This is a genomic window from Leclercia sp. LSNIH3 (assembly GCF_002935105.1).
GTDB lineage: Bacteria > Pseudomonadota > Gammaproteobacteria > Enterobacterales > Enterobacteriaceae > Enterobacter > Enterobacter adecarboxylatus.
The window spans coordinates 4675128-4691560 of record NZ_CP026387.1; the positions used below are offsets into that span (position 1 = coordinate 4675128).

At 53.5% G+C, this 16433-nt stretch carries 18 protein-coding genes; 7 read left to right on the forward strand and 11 right to left on the reverse strand.

Features of this window, described 5'->3' with window-relative positions; all coding sequences use genetic code 11:
- Nucleotides 1-76: 76 nt before the first annotated feature.
- The 7 genes from C3F35_RS22615 to C3F35_RS22645 all read right to left on the reverse strand — a co-directional run bounded on the left by C3F35_RS22615 (nucleotide 77) and on the right by C3F35_RS22645 (nucleotide 6683).
- Nucleotides 77-1339, reverse strand: coding sequence for an amino acid permease (locus tag C3F35_RS22615; protein ID WP_103792270.1), 1263 nt, complete (start codon nucleotides 1337-1339; stop codon nucleotides 77-79).
- Nucleotides 1340-1358: 19 nt separating this feature from the next.
- Nucleotides 1359-2654: a branched-chain amino acid transport system II carrier protein gene (gene brnQ, locus C3F35_RS22620; protein WP_103792271.1), complete on the reverse strand. Its 1296-nt coding sequence runs from the start codon at nucleotides 2652-2654 to the stop codon at nucleotides 1359-1361.
- A gap of 442 nt (nucleotides 2655-3096) precedes the next feature.
- Complete coding sequence (locus C3F35_RS22625; RefSeq protein WP_225987938.1) at nucleotides 3097-4179, reverse strand: flavin monoamine oxidase family protein; 1083 nt, start codon at nucleotides 4177-4179, stop codon at nucleotides 3097-3099.
- Complete coding sequence (locus tag C3F35_RS22630) at nucleotides 4176-4856, reverse strand: cupin domain-containing protein (protein WP_103792273.1); 681 nt, start codon at nucleotides 4854-4856, stop codon at nucleotides 4176-4178. The genes C3F35_RS22625 and C3F35_RS22630 overlap by 4 nt, the downstream gene beginning before the upstream one ends.
- A 43-nt stretch (nucleotides 4857-4899) precedes the next feature.
- A complete protein-coding gene (locus C3F35_RS22635) occupies nucleotides 4900-5244 on the reverse strand; it encodes a carboxymuconolactone decarboxylase family protein (RefSeq protein WP_007712977.1) in 345 nt (114 codons plus the stop codon).
- Nucleotides 5245-5282: 38 nt separating this feature from the next.
- Nucleotides 5283-5564: a hypothetical protein gene (locus C3F35_RS22640; RefSeq protein WP_059307820.1), complete on the reverse strand. Its 282-nt coding sequence runs from the start codon at nucleotides 5562-5564 to the stop codon at nucleotides 5283-5285.
- A gap of 204 nt (nucleotides 5565-5768) precedes the next feature.
- Nucleotides 5769-6683 carry a LysR substrate-binding domain-containing protein gene (locus tag C3F35_RS22645; protein WP_103792274.1) on the reverse strand — a complete coding sequence of 305 codons (915 nt, stop codon included), beginning with the start codon at nucleotides 6681-6683 and terminating at the stop codon, nucleotides 5769-5771.
- Nucleotides 6684-6857: 174 nt separating this feature from the next.
- Between C3F35_RS22645 and C3F35_RS22650 the strand changes: the two genes are divergently transcribed.
- From C3F35_RS22650 to C3F35_RS22670, 5 genes are read left to right on the forward strand one after another with little or no spacing between them, the layout of a single operon-like run.
- Complete coding sequence (locus C3F35_RS22650; RefSeq protein WP_103792275.1) at nucleotides 6858-7634, forward strand: SDR family NAD(P)-dependent oxidoreductase; 777 nt, start codon at nucleotides 6858-6860, stop codon at nucleotides 7632-7634.
- 45 nt (nucleotides 7635-7679) lie between these two features.
- Nucleotides 7680-8150 carry an OsmC family protein gene (locus C3F35_RS22655; protein WP_103792276.1) on the forward strand — a complete coding sequence of 157 codons (471 nt, stop codon included), beginning with the start codon at nucleotides 7680-7682 and terminating at the stop codon, nucleotides 8148-8150.
- A gap of 38 nt (nucleotides 8151-8188) precedes the next feature.
- Nucleotides 8189-8707, forward strand: coding sequence for a carboxymuconolactone decarboxylase family protein (locus C3F35_RS22660; RefSeq protein WP_103792277.1), 519 nt, complete (start codon nucleotides 8189-8191; stop codon nucleotides 8705-8707).
- Between the two features lie 27 nt (nucleotides 8708-8734).
- Complete coding sequence (locus C3F35_RS22665) at nucleotides 8735-9763, forward strand: alcohol dehydrogenase catalytic domain-containing protein (RefSeq protein WP_103792278.1); 1029 nt, start codon at nucleotides 8735-8737, stop codon at nucleotides 9761-9763.
- 4 nt (nucleotides 9764-9767) lie between these two features.
- A complete protein-coding gene (locus C3F35_RS22670; RefSeq protein WP_103792279.1) occupies nucleotides 9768-10964 on the forward strand; it encodes an MFS transporter in 1197 nt (398 codons plus the stop codon).
- Nucleotides 10965-11159: 195 nt separating this feature from the next.
- Here C3F35_RS22670 and C3F35_RS22675 read toward each other — a convergent pair whose 3' ends face one another.
- A complete protein-coding gene (locus tag C3F35_RS22675) occupies nucleotides 11160-11570 on the reverse strand; it encodes an ASCH domain-containing protein (protein WP_059307827.1) in 411 nt (136 codons plus the stop codon).
- 339 nt (nucleotides 11571-11909) lie between these two features.
- Here C3F35_RS22675 and C3F35_RS22680 point away from each other — a divergent pair, with 339 nt between their 5' ends.
- A complete protein-coding gene (locus C3F35_RS22680; RefSeq protein ID WP_059309103.1) occupies nucleotides 11910-12314 on the forward strand; it encodes a GNAT family N-acetyltransferase in 405 nt (134 codons plus the stop codon).
- A gap of 573 nt (nucleotides 12315-12887) precedes the next feature.
- Here the strand turns inward: C3F35_RS22680 and C3F35_RS22690 are convergent.
- Both C3F35_RS22690 and C3F35_RS22695 read right to left on the reverse strand, forming a co-directional pair.
- Nucleotides 12888-13277 carry a hypothetical protein gene (locus C3F35_RS22690; RefSeq protein WP_059307828.1) on the reverse strand — a complete coding sequence of 130 codons (390 nt, stop codon included), beginning with the start codon at nucleotides 13275-13277 and terminating at the stop codon, nucleotides 12888-12890.
- Nucleotides 13274-14653, reverse strand: a complete 1380-nt coding sequence (locus tag C3F35_RS22695; protein ID WP_032610949.1) for an MFS transporter — start codon at nucleotides 14651-14653, stop codon at nucleotides 13274-13276. The genes C3F35_RS22690 and C3F35_RS22695 overlap by 4 nt, the downstream gene beginning before the upstream one ends.
- A 127-nt stretch (nucleotides 14654-14780) precedes the next feature.
- Here C3F35_RS22695 and C3F35_RS22700 point away from each other — a divergent pair, with 127 nt between their 5' ends.
- Entirely contained in the window at nucleotides 14781-15704 is a 924-nt protein-coding gene (locus tag C3F35_RS22700; protein ID WP_103792280.1) for a LysR family transcriptional regulator, read from the forward strand.
- Nucleotides 15705-15880: 176 nt separating this feature from the next.
- Here the strand turns inward: C3F35_RS22700 and C3F35_RS22705 are convergent, their stop codons facing one another.
- Nucleotides 15881-16387 (reverse strand): Lrp/AsnC family transcriptional regulator, encoded by a 507-nt coding sequence (locus C3F35_RS22705; protein WP_199186138.1) that lies wholly within the window; start codon nucleotides 16385-16387, stop codon nucleotides 15881-15883.
- Nucleotides 16388-16433 lie beyond the last annotated feature (46 nt).

Sequence of the window (16433 nt, forward strand, 5' to 3'; positions counted from 1 at the left end):
GACATCCCACGTCCAGTTAATAGTCAATTCCACACAGCCCGCTACGCCTGCCACGTACGGTGCGTCATTGTGTGTCTTAAATTAACGGCCACAGCAGCGCGGACAGAGTTGCCAGCCCTCCCAGCACCACCAGAAATACCGTCACGCCACGCAGTTGCGCCAGCGCAGCGCGGGTATAAATCAGGTACGCGGGGATCAGGAACAGGATCACCGCGATCAGTGGTCCGCAAAAGGTTTCAATCAGGTTAATGACGTCCGGGTTTGCGTAAACGATGCCAAAGGTCAGCAGGAAAAGCACCAGCGAGGCCACGCGCTTGCTGGTGGCGGCCTTTTTACCCGATACGCTGGCCGCCAACTGACCGAACGTCTCCGCAACCGAAAGACCGACCCCCAGGAAGGATTTGGTCATGCCGATGATGGCGATGAACGGGGCCAGGTAATAAATCAGGCTGAAATCGCCGTTTCCCTTCATGACAGACAGCACGTTCAGGTTCTGCGCCTTCGCCTGCACAAAGCTGTCGTGGGGGATGCTCAGCACGCAACTCAGCACAAAGAAGATGATGCTGGTGAAGATAGCCACATAGGCCACGCGGATCACGAACAAGGCCTTGCTTTCGCCCTCGGCTCTCTTCTCACGGTAGTAAGAGGTAAGGGGGGATACCATTGGCGCACAGCAGAACGAGAAGGTGATCAGCGGCAGCGTCAGCCAGATGCCCTTCATTGTTGTAGAAAGCGGGGTGCTCTTCACCTCAGTAATCGCACTGGTAAAATTCGACAGATGCCAGTCCGGAATGAGTGAAATGCCGATCAGCAGCACAGACGCAGCGAACGGCAGCGCCAGCGCACTCATGGTGGCCACCACCTTGTCGCGTCCCTTGCTCAGCACTACATAAAGCGCGGCCACCACAATAAACGACAGGGGGCCACGGCTGATGCCGGTGATGTGCAGGTGTTCTGTCAGGAAATTATCCATCGCGTTAACCAGCGCGACTCCGTACACCAGGGTTACCGGGAAAAAGGTGACGCAGTAGAACAGGGTCATCAGCTTTTCGCCGCGTCCGCTGAAGAAAGAGCCGAAGATCGGCAGCGTACCCGTTGCTGTCTCTTCCTCCCGCATGTACACCCGGCACAGGAGCAGATGCGGCAGCAGGGACAATGGCAGGCCCAGCAGCAGCATGATCAGAAAGATGACCGGGCCACGGGTGCCGATTTCAACGGGGAGAAACAGCGTTCCCGCCCCAACCGCCGTGCCATACAGGCCCAGCGCCCAGATATTGTCCTGCCAGCGCCAGCTGTGGCGCGTTGTGATGTTGCCAGTGGTGATTGAAGCTGTATTCATAGTGGTTTACCGCGTGTTGTTAATGGGAGGCTACGACGACTTTGTTTGAGGCTTTGTCTTTTAGCAGTAGTAGCGCCGCCAGCGCGGTCGGCAGTACCCAGCCCAGCGAGACGCTGGTGAGCGGGAGTTTATCCAGGAGAGTGACAGAGAAGCCCAGGGGTTTCAGTACCGCGGTGTAGGTGCTGAATACAATACTCACCCATACCGGCAGGGCGATCGCATGCGTCGGCCAGCGCAGGATAGACAGCAGAATCAGCGTGGTGCAAGCCGGGCAGATAACGGACAGGGCTGGAACGGAAACCCCGATCAGGCGGGTCAGGCCAATGTTGGCAATCAGGAACGACGCAGCAACCACTAAAGGCAGCAGGATCCTGTAACTGATGCCGGACATCTGGCTGAACAGGGTCGCCGTGGCCGAGGTCAGGCCGACCGCCGTGACGGTACAGGCCAGATAAATCAGCACGGCCATGAAGAGGGTCCCGGCCATACCCATGTTTTCAACAATGAAGGCCCGCAGGATCTGCGCCCCGTTCTGGAAATCACCGGTCTGACCGAAGCCCGCGCCGATCTTCATCAGGCACAGGTAGATGGCCACCAGCCCGATACCGGCAAAGAGCACGGAGGTTTTGGCGTAGTGCTTGATCTGCTCGCGGTCAGTCACGCCTTTACCTTTCATGCTGTTGATGACGATCATGCCGAAGGTCAGGGCGGAGAGCGTGTCCATGGTCAGATAACCGTTCATAAAGCCGTCAGAGAAGGTTTTCAGGGACTCGCCAGCGGTGGCAGCCACCAGCGGCGCAACCTGTGAACGGATGGCGTAAAACGCCAGGCACAGCAGACACAGGAGCTTAAGCGGGGCCAGCACATAGCCGATGGTTTTCAGCAGGCGGCCCGGGTAGAGGCCAAGAACCCACACGACCGCAAAGAAGATGCCGCTGTAGATGCTCAGGTGCAGCGGAGTATCGTCCAGGAAGTTCACCACGCCCATTTCATAGGAGACCGTCGCGGTGCGGGGGCTGGCGAAGAACACGCCGAGGAATAAATAAAAACTGGATGCCAGCACCGCGCCCCAGAATTTACCCATTGGCGCACAAACGGCCAGCGGATCACCTTTCTTTTCGCCGAGCACAATAACGGCCAGCATCGGCAAAACAACGCCCGAAATATTGAACCCGATCGAAGAAATTAAATAATATTCGCCAGTCATCTTGCCAACGATGGGTGGATAGATGATGTTACCTGCACCGAGGAACAGTGCCAGAGTCATGAAGCCCAGAGCTATCACGTCGCGGGTGGGAAGAATTTGCTTTCGCATACCGTGAACCTTGTCAGTATGCCTGTGTGCAATTATCGTTATTTATAGATGTTGCTTTAACAGGCGGTTAATAAGGAAAGGCATTTGTTAAATTAATAAACAAATAACGCCTGACTTTCCCTGCCTGCACGCTTGTTAATTAAGAAATAAATACCTTACTAATTAATTACCACAAGCAATCAGTTTACTGAAGGTTCGACTTATTCGATGATTTTATAGCGTTATTCAATGCCCATGCTTATACATTATTAAAAAACCATACTTAAAACATTTCTATAACCCCGGTGTATCAATTAGTCCCGGTATATCGCGTTTAATTTATTCAACCTGACATCAACGGCGCGCTTGCTGGAACCCATGGTTGCCATAGAGGTGAGGGATTGTCGAACCAGACATCATGCTTTCAGGGCATTAAACTCCGGTTCGCACAGACCAGGACGGGTTATCGCTGTTGTAGCCAGTTCTTAATGCCGTCGGATGCAGAGTTAACTGCGCCAGCGAGATAGCCTGAAAACTGGGGTGACCATTCACTGGCAATGCCGGTTATTTTTTCTGCCCACGCGTCGTGAGCAGGGATTTGCTCAGGCAGCGCGTGTCCCACTTCCTGAAGCAGATCATATTCTGTGGCCGTAAACGGGTCGGCTGCCCAGTCTTTCAGAAACTCCGCTTCAGGTTCGGCTGCATCAGGACCAAACAGGCGCGCAAGCTGTTCCCGACAAAACTGCTTCAGCAGGTCTTCGCTGACCGTCCATCTCGATTTAGCCGGTACGCCGATAAAGCCAAAGAGTACCGTTTTTCCTGAGTCAGGCTCGGAGACATCGTGAATTTCGACCATCGGGCCTGTCTGACTGCTGGCATCGCCGGAAAGCCGCTGTGCTTGCAAAAAATCGGTGTTGTAAACCGCGACATACTTCGCATGGGGGGCCATCCATGTCGGCATTTTTCGCCAGTGTGAAAGCAGCGCCTCAGGCAGCGCCGGGCTAAACGTAATGTTTCCAGCCAGTGCAGGCGGCAGGGCGAGAAAAATATGCTCGCCGGTATACAGGGTTTCTTCACCCGCCTCTGTCTGCGCCAGGACCTGCATGCCCTCTCCGGTGCGAATAATGGATTTCACGTGCTGATCCAGCTTAATTCTGTTCGCCGGAACCCGATGCCTGAGTGCTGTCGTCAGGGCCTGCATTCCTCCTTTCAGCCTGAATGATGGCGGTGAGGTTTCATATGCCGGATAACGTTGCGCAGGGGTATCGGGATGACGCTCATATAACATATCGCCCGGTCGCCCCTGTGGGATGACGGTCAGTCCCAGTTGCCCGATTAACTGCGCGAATTCAGGCTGGAGCTGCGGCCAGAACCAGGCTGCACCCATATCCACATGCAGCCCTGCAACGTCGGGGGACAGCACGCGGCCGCCCGTCCTGTCCCGCGCTTCCAGAATCACATACTCCACGCCTGCTTTTTCAAGCAGCGTGGCGGCATACAGTCCGCTGAGGCCTGCCCCAATGATAATAACGCTGCCTGTCATCATGCTGCTCCGGTGAGGGTGGTCGGGCTGAGGTGCCCGGTTTTCAGATAAAAAAGTGCGCCACTGGCGGTGGCTGTCAGGGCGGGCATGTCGCCCGGAGGAAACCGTAGCCAGCTTCCTGTCTCGTAGCGACCTTCCGGTGCGCTGAGCTCTCCTTCAATCAGCAGCAGTTCGGCACCGCCAGCAAGCGGTGCACAGAAGATGCGCTCGCGCGGTGCCAGCTTCTGCAGCACCACTGTTTCCCGTGAGTCCGAGAACAGCGGGCAAATTTTTCGTTGCGGGTGGCCGTGCCAGTTTTTGTCGTCTTTTGTATTGATTCTGACGGGCTGGCGTTCGTCGTCAGCCATCTGGCGCAGCTTGACGAAAATCGTCGTGCCGTCGCGGCTGGAAGGTTGATGGGACGAGCCGTCCGGGCTGCGCAAATACCAGCCAGCAGGGTAATCCACCCCGTTTTCAGTAAACGTCCCGCTCAGGACCAAAATTTCTTCGCCACCGGGGTGGCTGTGCTCAGGAAACACCGATGCCGGCGCATAGCGCACAAGGCTGGTTGCACGGGCCTGCTCCCGACCTATCCGGTCGAGCATGACGCGTTCCACCCCCGGCTGCGGGGAAGATACCCAGCGATAGTCATCCGGCGTGATGATGGCTCGCTGCGAAAAATCAGCATTCAGTAACATCATAGTCAGTCGTTAAACGGTACCTTTGCAGGTACCGTTGTCAGGGTTATTTATTCGGCAGGTTATCGTAAACATCCAGAGCACGCGCGGTATACGTCAGCGCGGCACCGGTGTTCAGGTTAATGGCAACGGCAAGCGCCTCGGCGATCTCTTCCCGCGTGGCGCCGTGCTTAACCGCAGCGTCCACATGCACAGCCAGACAACCGTCGCAGCGGGTGGTGACGGCCACGGCCAGCGCGATCAGCTCATGCGTTTTAGGATCGAGGTGCTTATTTTCAGACGCGCCTTTATCCATCTGCTGAAAGCCTTTCATAAATTCAGGCTGCAGTTTGGCAAATTTGCCGATGGTGGCGAGCAGGCCGCTGCGATATTCATTCCAGTTTAAAAACATTGAGAACTCCGGTGTTTATTTATTTTAGAAAAAATTAATTACATGACGTCGTAAATGCGCACGTCTGGGGCGCTATTCAGATAAGGTTTCAGCCCTGCAACCACATCCTGGGTAAAAAGCGGGCTGTTAAGATAGGCCTGCGCCTGGGCGACGGTTTTGAAGCCGTGCAGTACCTGCACGTCTTGATCGCGGATAAGCAGTTCTTTCGAAGTGGCACCGTCGATAGTGGTCAGAAACGGGGTTTTGTACTTCTGGTAGATTCCCGCTGCTGCCGCACGGTTTTCATTGCTGATATCAAGGGTGATTTGCAGATAAGCCATCTTTTTCTCCTTCGCTCAGGTTAAGGCAATGCCGTCGGGGCCACTGCCGTTCGTTGAGGGGGATTATCAGAAAGCTCACGAGCGTCAACAAATCAGATAATCTTGCGAAGCAGAGAAGAAATTCTATGTCGCCGGGTTTTGCGGTCAGGGAAGCATCATGCCTGCGAAGAAGAAAAGATGAGGCATAATGCCTGCGGCGCGGTATCACGCCTTTTCAGAATTAACGTCCTGCACAAGCCAGTCGTGAAACACTTTAACTTCATGACGCAGAGCGTTCTGCCGTGGGGTCACAAGGTAGTAAGACCAGGTCAGCGGCCAGCGATGATCGGAATGCAGCTGGACCAACTGACCGGTTTCAATCAACTGTTTGACCAGTGCGTAACGGACAATGGCCACCCCCCGACCACTGAGGGCTGAAAGAATGACGGCGGAGGTGGAGTTAATATGCAGGCCACTTTCCTGCGCTTCAGGCGCACCAACCGCGCTCAGGACATCGTCCCAGGACGGAAAATTCGCGCCAGGATGCGGTGTGTCATCGTGGATCAATTTTTGGGTGGCAAGCCACTCAGCGCAGGTGATTTTCTCTGCCGGTACCAGCTGCGGGCTGCAGACCAGTACCGCCTCCTCATCCATCAGCCAGCTTTTGTACACACCGGGCCAGTCTCCCTGGCCGCAGCGGATACCGATATCCGCCTCGCCGTGCGACACGTCCATCAGCTTCTCCGTCACGTTAAGACGCAGGTCGATTGTTTCATGGGTTTCTGAGAAGCGGTTCAGGCGTTCCATCAGCCAGTTCATGACCAGAACCTGTGAGGCGGTGACGACCACGACGGATCGCGCCCGTCGGCCGCGCAGTTTATTTAACCCGGTTTCCAGTTTATCCAGCCCCTGAGTGATGTCCTGCAGAGCCTCCTGCGCCTCATCCACCAGGGTCAGGCGCTCCTTCCCTGAACGTGTACGGTGGAGCAGGGGATGGCCCACCCAGTCCTCCAGTGAGCGGACAAGCTGGCCCACGGCGGCTGGCGTGACGCCCAGCTCCTGGGCCGCGCCAGTAAAGCTGCCGTGCCGGGCAGTGGCTTCAAAGGCATGCAGCCATTTCAGTCGGTTAAGCGATCGCATTGCAGGTATCCTGATTGAGTTTTTTTCAGTATACCTGAGCGAGAAAGATTTTCTTTCCTGTGTCGCAATTTCTTCTCAGTCGTCAGCCTGGCTTCCGGATGGCATTCTGGTTTCACACGATGAGGAGCAGGGCTTTTCATCAATGACAACCAGATGATTTTAAAGAGGTTAGCGATGAACGCATCTTTTGCCGGTAAAAAACTGTTAGTGGTCGGTGGTACAAGCGGTATGGGCTTCGAAACGGCGAAGCTGGTTCTGAAAAACGGTGGCAGCGTTGTGCTTGTTGGCAATCGCCAGGACAAAGCCGAGCAGGCTCGCCAGGCGCTGGCTGCAGACGGTCAGGTTTCTATCATCGTTGCCGACCTGATGACAGAAGAAGGGATGCAGCACGTGGTGGACACCATCAACGCTGAACATAAAGATATCAGCCTGCTGGTCAATGCGGCTGGCGTGTTCTTCCCGAAACCGTTCACCGAACACGAGATGTCTGATTACGACATGTACATGAACATCAACCGCGCGACCTTCTTCATTACCCGCGACGTGGTGCGCAACATGGTTGAAGGCGGCATCAAAGGCTCTATCGTCAATATCGGCTCCATGTGGGCGCAGCAGGCCATTGGTGCCACACCGTCTTCTGCCTACTCCATGGCGAAAGCCGGTCTGCATGCACTGACCAAAAACCTGGCGATTGAGCTGGGCGAAAAAGGGATCCGCGTGAATGCCGTTTCTCCGGCCGTTGTTCACACGCCGATTTACGAAGGCTTCATTCCGAAAGACGACGTGAAGGACGTGATGAACAGCTTCGACAGCTTCCACCCGATTGGCCGCGTGGGTACCCCTGTCGATATCGCGGAGACCGTTGCCTTCCTGCTTTCTGACAAGACTGGCTGGGTCACCGGTGCCATCTGGGATATTGATGGCGGCGTGATGGCTGGCCGTAACGCCTGATGACTCTGCCGCACGCGGGCGACCGAGTGCGGCACTGGAGTATTTATGCAAATCCAGACCGCAAACTATGACCTTGTCACCACATGGCAGGGGGGTATGGCCAGCCGCACGCGTTGCCAGTCTATGACGGGTGACAAGCGCCAAAGCCACGTTATCGATTCAGATGAGCCTGTCGCGCTGGGTGGCGAAGGGCGGGCACCCGGTCCTCAGGATCTGCTGCTGGCAGCTTTTAACGCCTGCATGACGGCCGCCTTTGTTCAGGAAGCCATTGGTGCGGGCATCACATTGACCCATCTTGATATTGAGACTCGCGGTGAGCTTCCGACGGGAATATCCCGGCACTGTGAAAAAAACACAGATACCTCTGCTGGCAGGCTGCAGTATGTCATTCACGTCAGCGGGGAAGGGACGGCCCATCAGTTCGAATGCGTCCATCAGCGGGTCATTAACGCCTCCCTTAACCGGTGGTTACTGGCTCAGAACATGACGATAGAGGGTGATTTAATTCTTATCTGATGCGGTCCGGATACCCTGTTTAACCTGGAGAAAACACCATGACCACACCACGAGTAACCCCCTGGCAGGATGGTGAGCCTTTCGATGCGGATCTGCTTAACGCGATGAAAGCCCGACGTCCCGGTGGGGAACTGATTGGCATTGACCGCATATTGCTTAAAAGCTTTCCGCTGGCCACAGGCTGGAACGAACTGATGGTCCGGGTTCGTCAGCAATTTTCCCTCAGCCTTGAATACCGGGAACTGATCATGTTGCGTGTTGCCTCACTCAACAAAGCAGAATTTGAATGGAACGTGCATTACCCTGCTTATCTGGATGCAGGTGGAACGGCTGAAAAAGCGGCTGCGCTTGAGCCTGTCTCAGTGTCATCCCTGTTTAATGAAACCGAAACCCTGCTCATCCGGCTTACCGACCAGTCAACGCACGGAGTGGTCGTGGATGCAGACATCATCGACGAACTGAAACGCCGGCTTGGTGAAAAAGAGACCGTGGAAGCTGTCGCGACCGTTGCGGCCTATAACATGGTGTCGCGTTTCCTTGTCGCCCTTGCCATCTGATAATCCCCCTTTTTACCGGTGCAATTTATGAATAAAAAATATCGCGCTATGCAGATCGTTGCCCCCGGTGTGCTGGAAATGACAGAGCGACCGATACCCGCTCCCGGCCCGGATGAGGTGCTTATCAAAATTGAAGCATGCGGAGTATGCGGTGCCGATCTCCGGGACGCGGAAAAAGCGCCGCAGGAGGGCCAGCCCGGGCGTATCCCGGGACATGAAATCGTTGGATACATTGCGCGCAAAGGCGACAGGGTGCCCGATATCTGGCAAACCGGCCAGCGAGTCGGGGTCGGGCGTCTGGGCGGTTACTGTCAGCACTGCAACCCCTGTCGCAGCGGGCTTTTTCATCTTTGCGAAAACCAGCTGACGCCAGGTCTCAGCTGCGATGGCGGCTATGCCGAGTACGTTGTCATGCGTTATACCGCGCTGATCGCTATTCCCGCAGAACTCTCTACCGTGCATGCCGCTCCGATCCTCTGCGCCGGTACGGCTACCTTTAACGCGCTGCGTCATTCCGGCGCCAGGGCAGGCGACAGAGTCGCTGTTCTCGGGATGGGGGGACTGGGCCACATGGCCGTTCAGTACGCCCGTAAAATGGGTTTTGAGGTAACGGCGGTGGCGCGTGGCCATGAAAAAGAACGTGCGGCCTTTCAGCTGGGCGCGCATCACTACATCGATGCGCTCAGTGAAGACGCATCAGCGCGCCTGAAAGCTGACGGCGGGGTGAATTTTATTCTGGCCACGGCTTCGGATTCAGAAACGGTCTCAGGCCTGCTGCCTGCTCTGGCCCCCCAGGGGAAAGCGATCCTGTTGGGGACCGGACGAACGCCCCTGCAGATTATGCCGGGCATGATGATTGGCGCGGAACGCGCGCTGTCAGGTTCCTTCGTCAGCACACCCGCTCAAACCGAACGTGCGCTGCGTTTCAGCCACCTCTTTCAGACGTTGCCCGTCACAGAACAACTGCCGCTTGAGCAGGCCAATGAGGCGCTCAACAGGCTGAAGATGGGTCAGGCGCGTTACCGGATGGTGCTCACAATGAATCAGGATAATTAATCCCATGTCCACAGAACCGTTCCTGCCTGTTGCAGACCAGAACAATAATATCATTCGCCTCTCGACCGCCCAGGCTCTCGCCGGTGCTAACTCGGTGGTTTTTTATGCCACGGGGGCCATTGTGGGTAACGCTATCGCGCCCAGTAGTTCTCTGGCTACGCTGCCCATCACCATGTTTGTTCTGGGCATGGCGGCCTGCATCCTGCCGTTAGGTTCACTGGCGCGAAAAAATGGCCGTAAGGCTGCCTTTATGGTCGGCACCGGGGCGGGGGTGATTACCGGGCTGATCGCTGCCCTGGCCGTCCTGATTGGCTCATTCATCCTCTTCTGCGTTGCCGCCTTTATCGGGGGGGCATATGCAGCCGTGGCGCTCAGCTTTCGTTTCGCCGCCACCGATGGTGTGACACCGGAACGACGGGCACGGGCGTTGTCGCTGGTGATGGGAGGAGGGGTGATCGCCGGTGTGGTGGGGCCCATGCTGGTTTCCGCAACAATGCATCTCTGGCCACCTCACACCTTTGCCGTCACCTTTCTTGCCCAGGCGTTCGTGGCCGTCATCTCGGCGTTTATCCTCAACGGCGTAAAAACAGCCGAACCTGCCAGTGCAGCCAGAGCGGGTGGGCGGCCTTTGCGCGAAATAGTGCGTCAGCCGGGCTTTGCCAGAACCGTATTTAGCGGCGCGGTCACCTATATGGTGATGAACTTCCTGATGACGGCTGCACCGCTGTCGATGCACATGCACGGCATTTCTCAGCAGGCGTCCAATCTGGGGATTCAGTGGCACGTTATTGCCATGTACGGCCCGGGATTTTTCACCGGCAAGTTAATCAGCCGTTTTGGTGCCATGCGTATCGCCGCGACGGGTCTGCTTATCACAGCATGCTCTGTCCTGGCTGGTCTCGGCGGAACCGATATTTTCCATTACTGGCTGTCGTTGATTTTACTGGGCCTTGGCTGGAATTTTGGCTTCACTGGCGCATCGGCGAAAATCATTGAATATCACCGTCCTGAAGAGAAAACCCAGGTCCAGTCCCTGAACGACTTTGTGGTGTTTGGGGTGATGATCGTCGGGTCATTTTCTTCAGGTGCGCTGCTCAATTTCTATGGCTGGAACGCCGTCTTGTGGGGTTCACTTGTGCCTGTGGGTCTTGCATTTATAGGTATCGTGAAAGAACGGCAGGCAAAAGTCAGCATAACGTAACGTCCTGAGGAGGGGGCTGTCTGAATCAGCCCCCTGGTGATATGAAAGGTATCCCGGGCCCAATATTGGCAATCCTGATTTTGGGCATAACGGTTGATAGCCAGCTAACCCGCATGATGACGCAGGTCTGCGTCTGGCACAGAGTGGATAGGGTGATAAATGACAGAAGATCAAACCCCGGACTGTTATCTCCTCTTAGACGACCTCAACCACTTCAAATTCTTCTGCGATCAGTTCCATATCTTCAGAAAAATGCCCTTCGCGGGTGAAAAACCGCTGATGTTCTCTCTGCCAGTATTCAAGGCTTAAATCGCCTTCACCTTCTTTACGGGCAAACGCCTCCGTAACATCACAAAAACGCACCAGACGCATTGAAACCAGTCTGATTACGCAGACCGGGAGACCCTGGCCATCAAGGATGATGTTATAGCTCCCAATCTTCGGGGCAGACTCTTCCTGCTGGTAAGAGGTGAGCGATCCGCAGGAGGCCGTTTTGATCCCTTTTTTAATCAGGTTCGCAAGCTCGCTAGCCAGTGCCGGGCTGTCACCCACTTGCCAGGCGTCTGCGCCTGGATATTTTATTTTTAACTCTTCAACCGCAGCCATTATTAGTACGTTTCCATTAATCTTTAAATATCAATCATTTTGGCATAAATTGCAGGTTATTACATACACATCTAAACTGCATATTCATATTTACTCATGGCAGATAAGCTCCTGATTAACGTGACCAATCTGCATCAGATAAATCAAAACAGCGCTGCTGGTGGGTTGGTAGACTCAACGCGGCAAGCTGACCCGGCCAGGGCGTTGAGTTAACAAAAGGAAGTAAACATGGAAATAACGATAGAACTCTGTCCTAAAGATGAATGGGATTCCATGGTGGAAATTTTTACCGAAATGGAAGAACACTATTATGGTAAGGGAATCATTCAGGAACCGCTGTTGAAGGATTACCTACAACATAAATTGTTCAGCCAGCTTTCCAGTACCCTGGTGGTCAGGGCTCGCTGTGGCGCTCATATTGTTGGGCTGGCCTGCTGTAGCATTCTCTATCCTTCTCCTCGATACAGTGGTCAGCTTCACATCAAAGAGTTGTATGTCTCCCAAAGAGAGAGAAGTAGGGGTACAGGTAAATCCATAATGCGCTTTATTGCGAAACTCGCTCTTGAGCAGGGATGTTATAACCTCAGCTGGAACGCCGAGAAATCAAACCATCGAGCAAACCATTTTTATCAGTCTTTAGGAGGAAGGATAAATGACAGCATGGTGAATTATTCCCTTTATGGTGATCGCCTGAGCGACCTGGCTTTCGATGATTCGGCAGAACAGCATCACGCTGCCAGTTAAGCTATGCGTTGATGATTCCGCTTGCCGGTAAGCTGTAGGGAACTTGAAGCATGTTAATGCAGGGTCTGCTTTGTGCCAGAAGCGGACATTAAGAAGTCTACCTGGGCCGTACTCCCGGTCAGATGGGGGGCTGTACATATTACCATCGACGTCCATCACTCGGGCCTTAAGACACTCGGCGATTTCTAACATCTTTCTATATAGCTGCGTGTCTGGCCATTTGGTGTAAATATTGCCGTCACTCCAGTCAATCCATGTCTCTTTATACGAGGAAGGCCCCGACCAAAAAGTATGATAATCGCCATTTCTGGTTTCCCTTGTTAAGTCGCTGTCGCTATCAATAAAGGCAAGCCACTCCTCAGTAATTTTCAAACATTTTTCGCTTATCAGCTTTAATAATGAGCCAAAACAGAGACCTTTTTCTAAGAGAAGCATTTCAGGCCAGGGCATATTGATACACTCACTTTTGGCTCATAGCGTATGCTGGCCTTTAATTGTCCGCCTCCTCAAAGGCGGACTTTGCTGACAAGATGCCATGTTACTTCCAGCAGCGCTCTGCATTACTGCCTGATTTTAAGGCAGAGAGGTTTCGTGAAGATGCCGCCAGATTGCATGACTGTCATCCCTCATTTCAAACACAGCAGTTGAAAAACGGCGCGTTGCTTTCTCCCCTGGTAATTGCTGTATTTCTTTATAGGTGACTGTAGCTCCCCTTTCATTTTCAGCGATAACCTGCATATCAATGATTTCAATATTCAGTCCCTGGCGGGCACCCCGCTGAGTAGAGAAAAAAGCTTTTAATGCGGCAAAATCGAGCAAGACTCCACCCGGTGTCACCATCGAGAATGTCAGGCTGAAGCGTAACAGTAATTTGTCACAGATATCAGCATGCGCATTAGCATCGCCTAACCAATCCTGGATCAATACGTGGGTATCCAGCACTTCTTTGAAATAACGATTCATTGCTGCTCCTGATTAACGAAATAAAGTACGCGATGATTGTTGAGCCGATAACAGCACAGCAGGGGAATAACGGCGCTGCATGCTGCTAATCCAAAGGTAAGATGATAAGCCCCTTCTGTGGGCAGGCCGGTATTGGCGATAAGATTAAACAGAAGGTTAAGCAGGGTAACGCCCAGGCAGAAGCTGAGCTGGCGATTGATATTCCACAACGCGCTGGCATCAGCGAGCTCGCGATCTGCTATCTGGATGAAGGCGGAACTTTGCGCTGTGCTGCTGCACAGGCTGCTGCCAAAACCCATCAGCGTGAACGCTATGACACAAACGGTCACATCCAGAGTGTGGCCCGTCAGAACCAGTAGAGCCATACCGAAAGCGTTAACCAGACAACCCGTGATAAACAGGGGGCGAGGTCCCCATATGTTGAACTTTTTCCCTGTCATGCCGATCGCTGCAAACGAAGCCAGTGACCATGGCAGCATCATCGCGCCAACAACGCTGGCACGCATGCCGAGCTGATTCTGCAGATAGAGCATGCAGAGCATATTCACACCGGTAAATACGCCTGGTACAAACTGATAAATAAGCATGGCGGTATGCAAAAGCGGATCTCTGATCAGGTGCAAATTGAGTAAGGGTTTGCTTTTTTTCAGGGCCTGCCACGCATAGCCCGCCAGACAAAACAGGCCGGCAGCCAGTATCAAGGCGCCATGAAAATGATGATTGGGTTCACCCAGATATGTCAGCCCAAGGAGTATCAGGGTTAACGCTGCGCAGCCACTCAGCAAACCCACCAGATCTAACCGCTCGCGCGATCCCTCCCGGGCCTCAGTTTTGAGCCAGACCCAGGCCAGTATCAGGGCGACAACGGCTAACGGCAGGCTTGCCAGAAATACCCAGCGCCAACTGAGGTTGTCGACCAGAACCCCTCCTGCTAACGGTGACAGTGCCGGAGCCAGCAGGGCAATCAGCATCACAACTGAAGAGAGCTTTGCACGCTCATGACTCTGATAGAGTGCATAGGTCATTGCCTGACCGACAGGGATGAGTAATCCGCCACCAAAACCCTGTATCCAGCGCCATGCAATCAGTTGTGAAATTGATGATGACGCCCCAACACCACAGGTGCCAGCAATGAAAATAATCAGGGAAAACAGGAAAAGACGTTTAGCACCAGCGCGTCTTGCCAGCCAGCTGCTAAGGGGGATAACCAGTGTCAGGCCTAAGATGTAACCATTACTTATCCAGGCTACCTCGCTGACGGAGGCATCAAAACGTCGCGCAATATCGGGATATGCAACGTTGGCGATAAACATATTGACTAGATCAATAAAAAATCCCAGCAGATAGAGGGTGGTAACGCGTGCACGATAATTCATTCTGTTCTCAAACAAGTACATCATCAGGCGCGCAGTATAAGCGCTGCGGAAATCGGGATAAATTTCCTCTCTGTTGTTACACTGTCAAAAAAATTTTGACAGTAGTTATCTCGGCGAGCACAAAAAAATGATTAATATGCAACGCGCTGCAATCTTTGTTGCGGTGGTTGAGGCGGGGAGTTTCACCGACGCAGCCCAGACGCTGGGTCTGACTAAAGCGGTCGTCAGCGCCAGTATCAAAGTGCTGGAGAAAGAGTTGGGCGTTTCATTACTGTCGAGAAGCACCAGGCACGTTTCAACTACGGATACCGGTGAACGATTTTACCAGCACTGTCTGCGCCTTCTTCAGGAAGCCGAACGTGTTCTGGACGACATTCGTAGCGATCACTCTGGATTAAGCGGTTCACTCAGAATTACCACAACAGCAGAATATGGCGTGCGCGTGGTTGTCCCGGCACTGGCGGCCTTCCGCGCTCGCCATCCGCAGTTACGTATACAGCATGTTTCATCATCGCAAAATGACGATCTCATTTCCGGCCGTTTTGATGTCGCGATACGGCTGGGTCATCTTGCTGACTCCAGCCACCACGCCCGTCTTATTGATCGATTCGATATTTATCCGGTCGCTTCCCCTGACTATCTGAATACGTTGGGAGAGCAGGTTGTCGTGGAACTGGCACAGCTTGCTAAGGCGAACTGGATTGCTCACAGCCGTTTATCCACGCCATTAAGCTGGCAGGTAACTACACCAGAGAAAGAAAAGGTGATTTTCAGTGCCGATAGCCCCGCAATGATAATGGCCGATAGCGCCTCCTCATTACTGGCTTTTACTCTGCAAGGCGCTGGCGTTGCGATTTTGCCCGACTGGCTGGTAAAAGATGAGGTAGCCAAAGGAAATTTGATTCGCTTACTGCCAGACCATCATTTTCCCCGACAAGGCATTTACGCGCTTTACCCTCATACACGCCATGTGCCAAAAAAAGTGAGGGCATTTATTGATTTTCTGCAAAACAGAATCGAGAACATGGATGCACGCGATATACCTGCATAAACCTGTGAAACAGTTCGGGTTTAGTAATGGACCAGATATGTCATGCATGAAAAAGGAGGGGCCTGTAATGGGTCGCCTTGTTTCAGGATGACAGTAATAACGTATCGTCCGCTTTGTGCCAGAAGCGGACCTTTATTTGTAAAAGAACTGAGTTAACTTTGACAAGCCTGCTCTTATCAAGCTGAATCAGGTGATGGGCCACGTTCCAGGAACGTAGAAAGCGCGATATAGCTGCGCACAGAGCGTACGCCCTCAAGGCTCTGAATCTCCATCAGGAAATTCTCCAGTGATTCGGTATCGGCGGCCCGCACTTTGATAAAGACGCAGCCGTCACCGGCGACGGTATGTAATTCTTCCACTTCCTTGCGGTTAGTGAACTGCAAAAGGGCCCGTGTCGCATGATAGCTGCTGGTATCGATAACAAGGAACGTTAAAAGAGTCCGTCCCAGTTTGCAGCCATCCAGTACCGCCACAGTACCCTTGATAACCCCATCACGCTTCAGTCGCTTTACGCGATCGTGAACAGCGGGGGCCGATAAATTCACAATCTCGCTCAACTCCGTGTAGCTACGGCCTGCGTCCTCCGCTAAGGCACCTAATATTTTTCGGTCAATGGCGTCCAGCTCCGCTGGTTTATGCCTTGTCTGCCGAATACCATCTTTTTCTTTATAAAATGCGCTCATAAGGGTTCTCATTCTGAATGAAAATATGAATATACTTTATTTAACC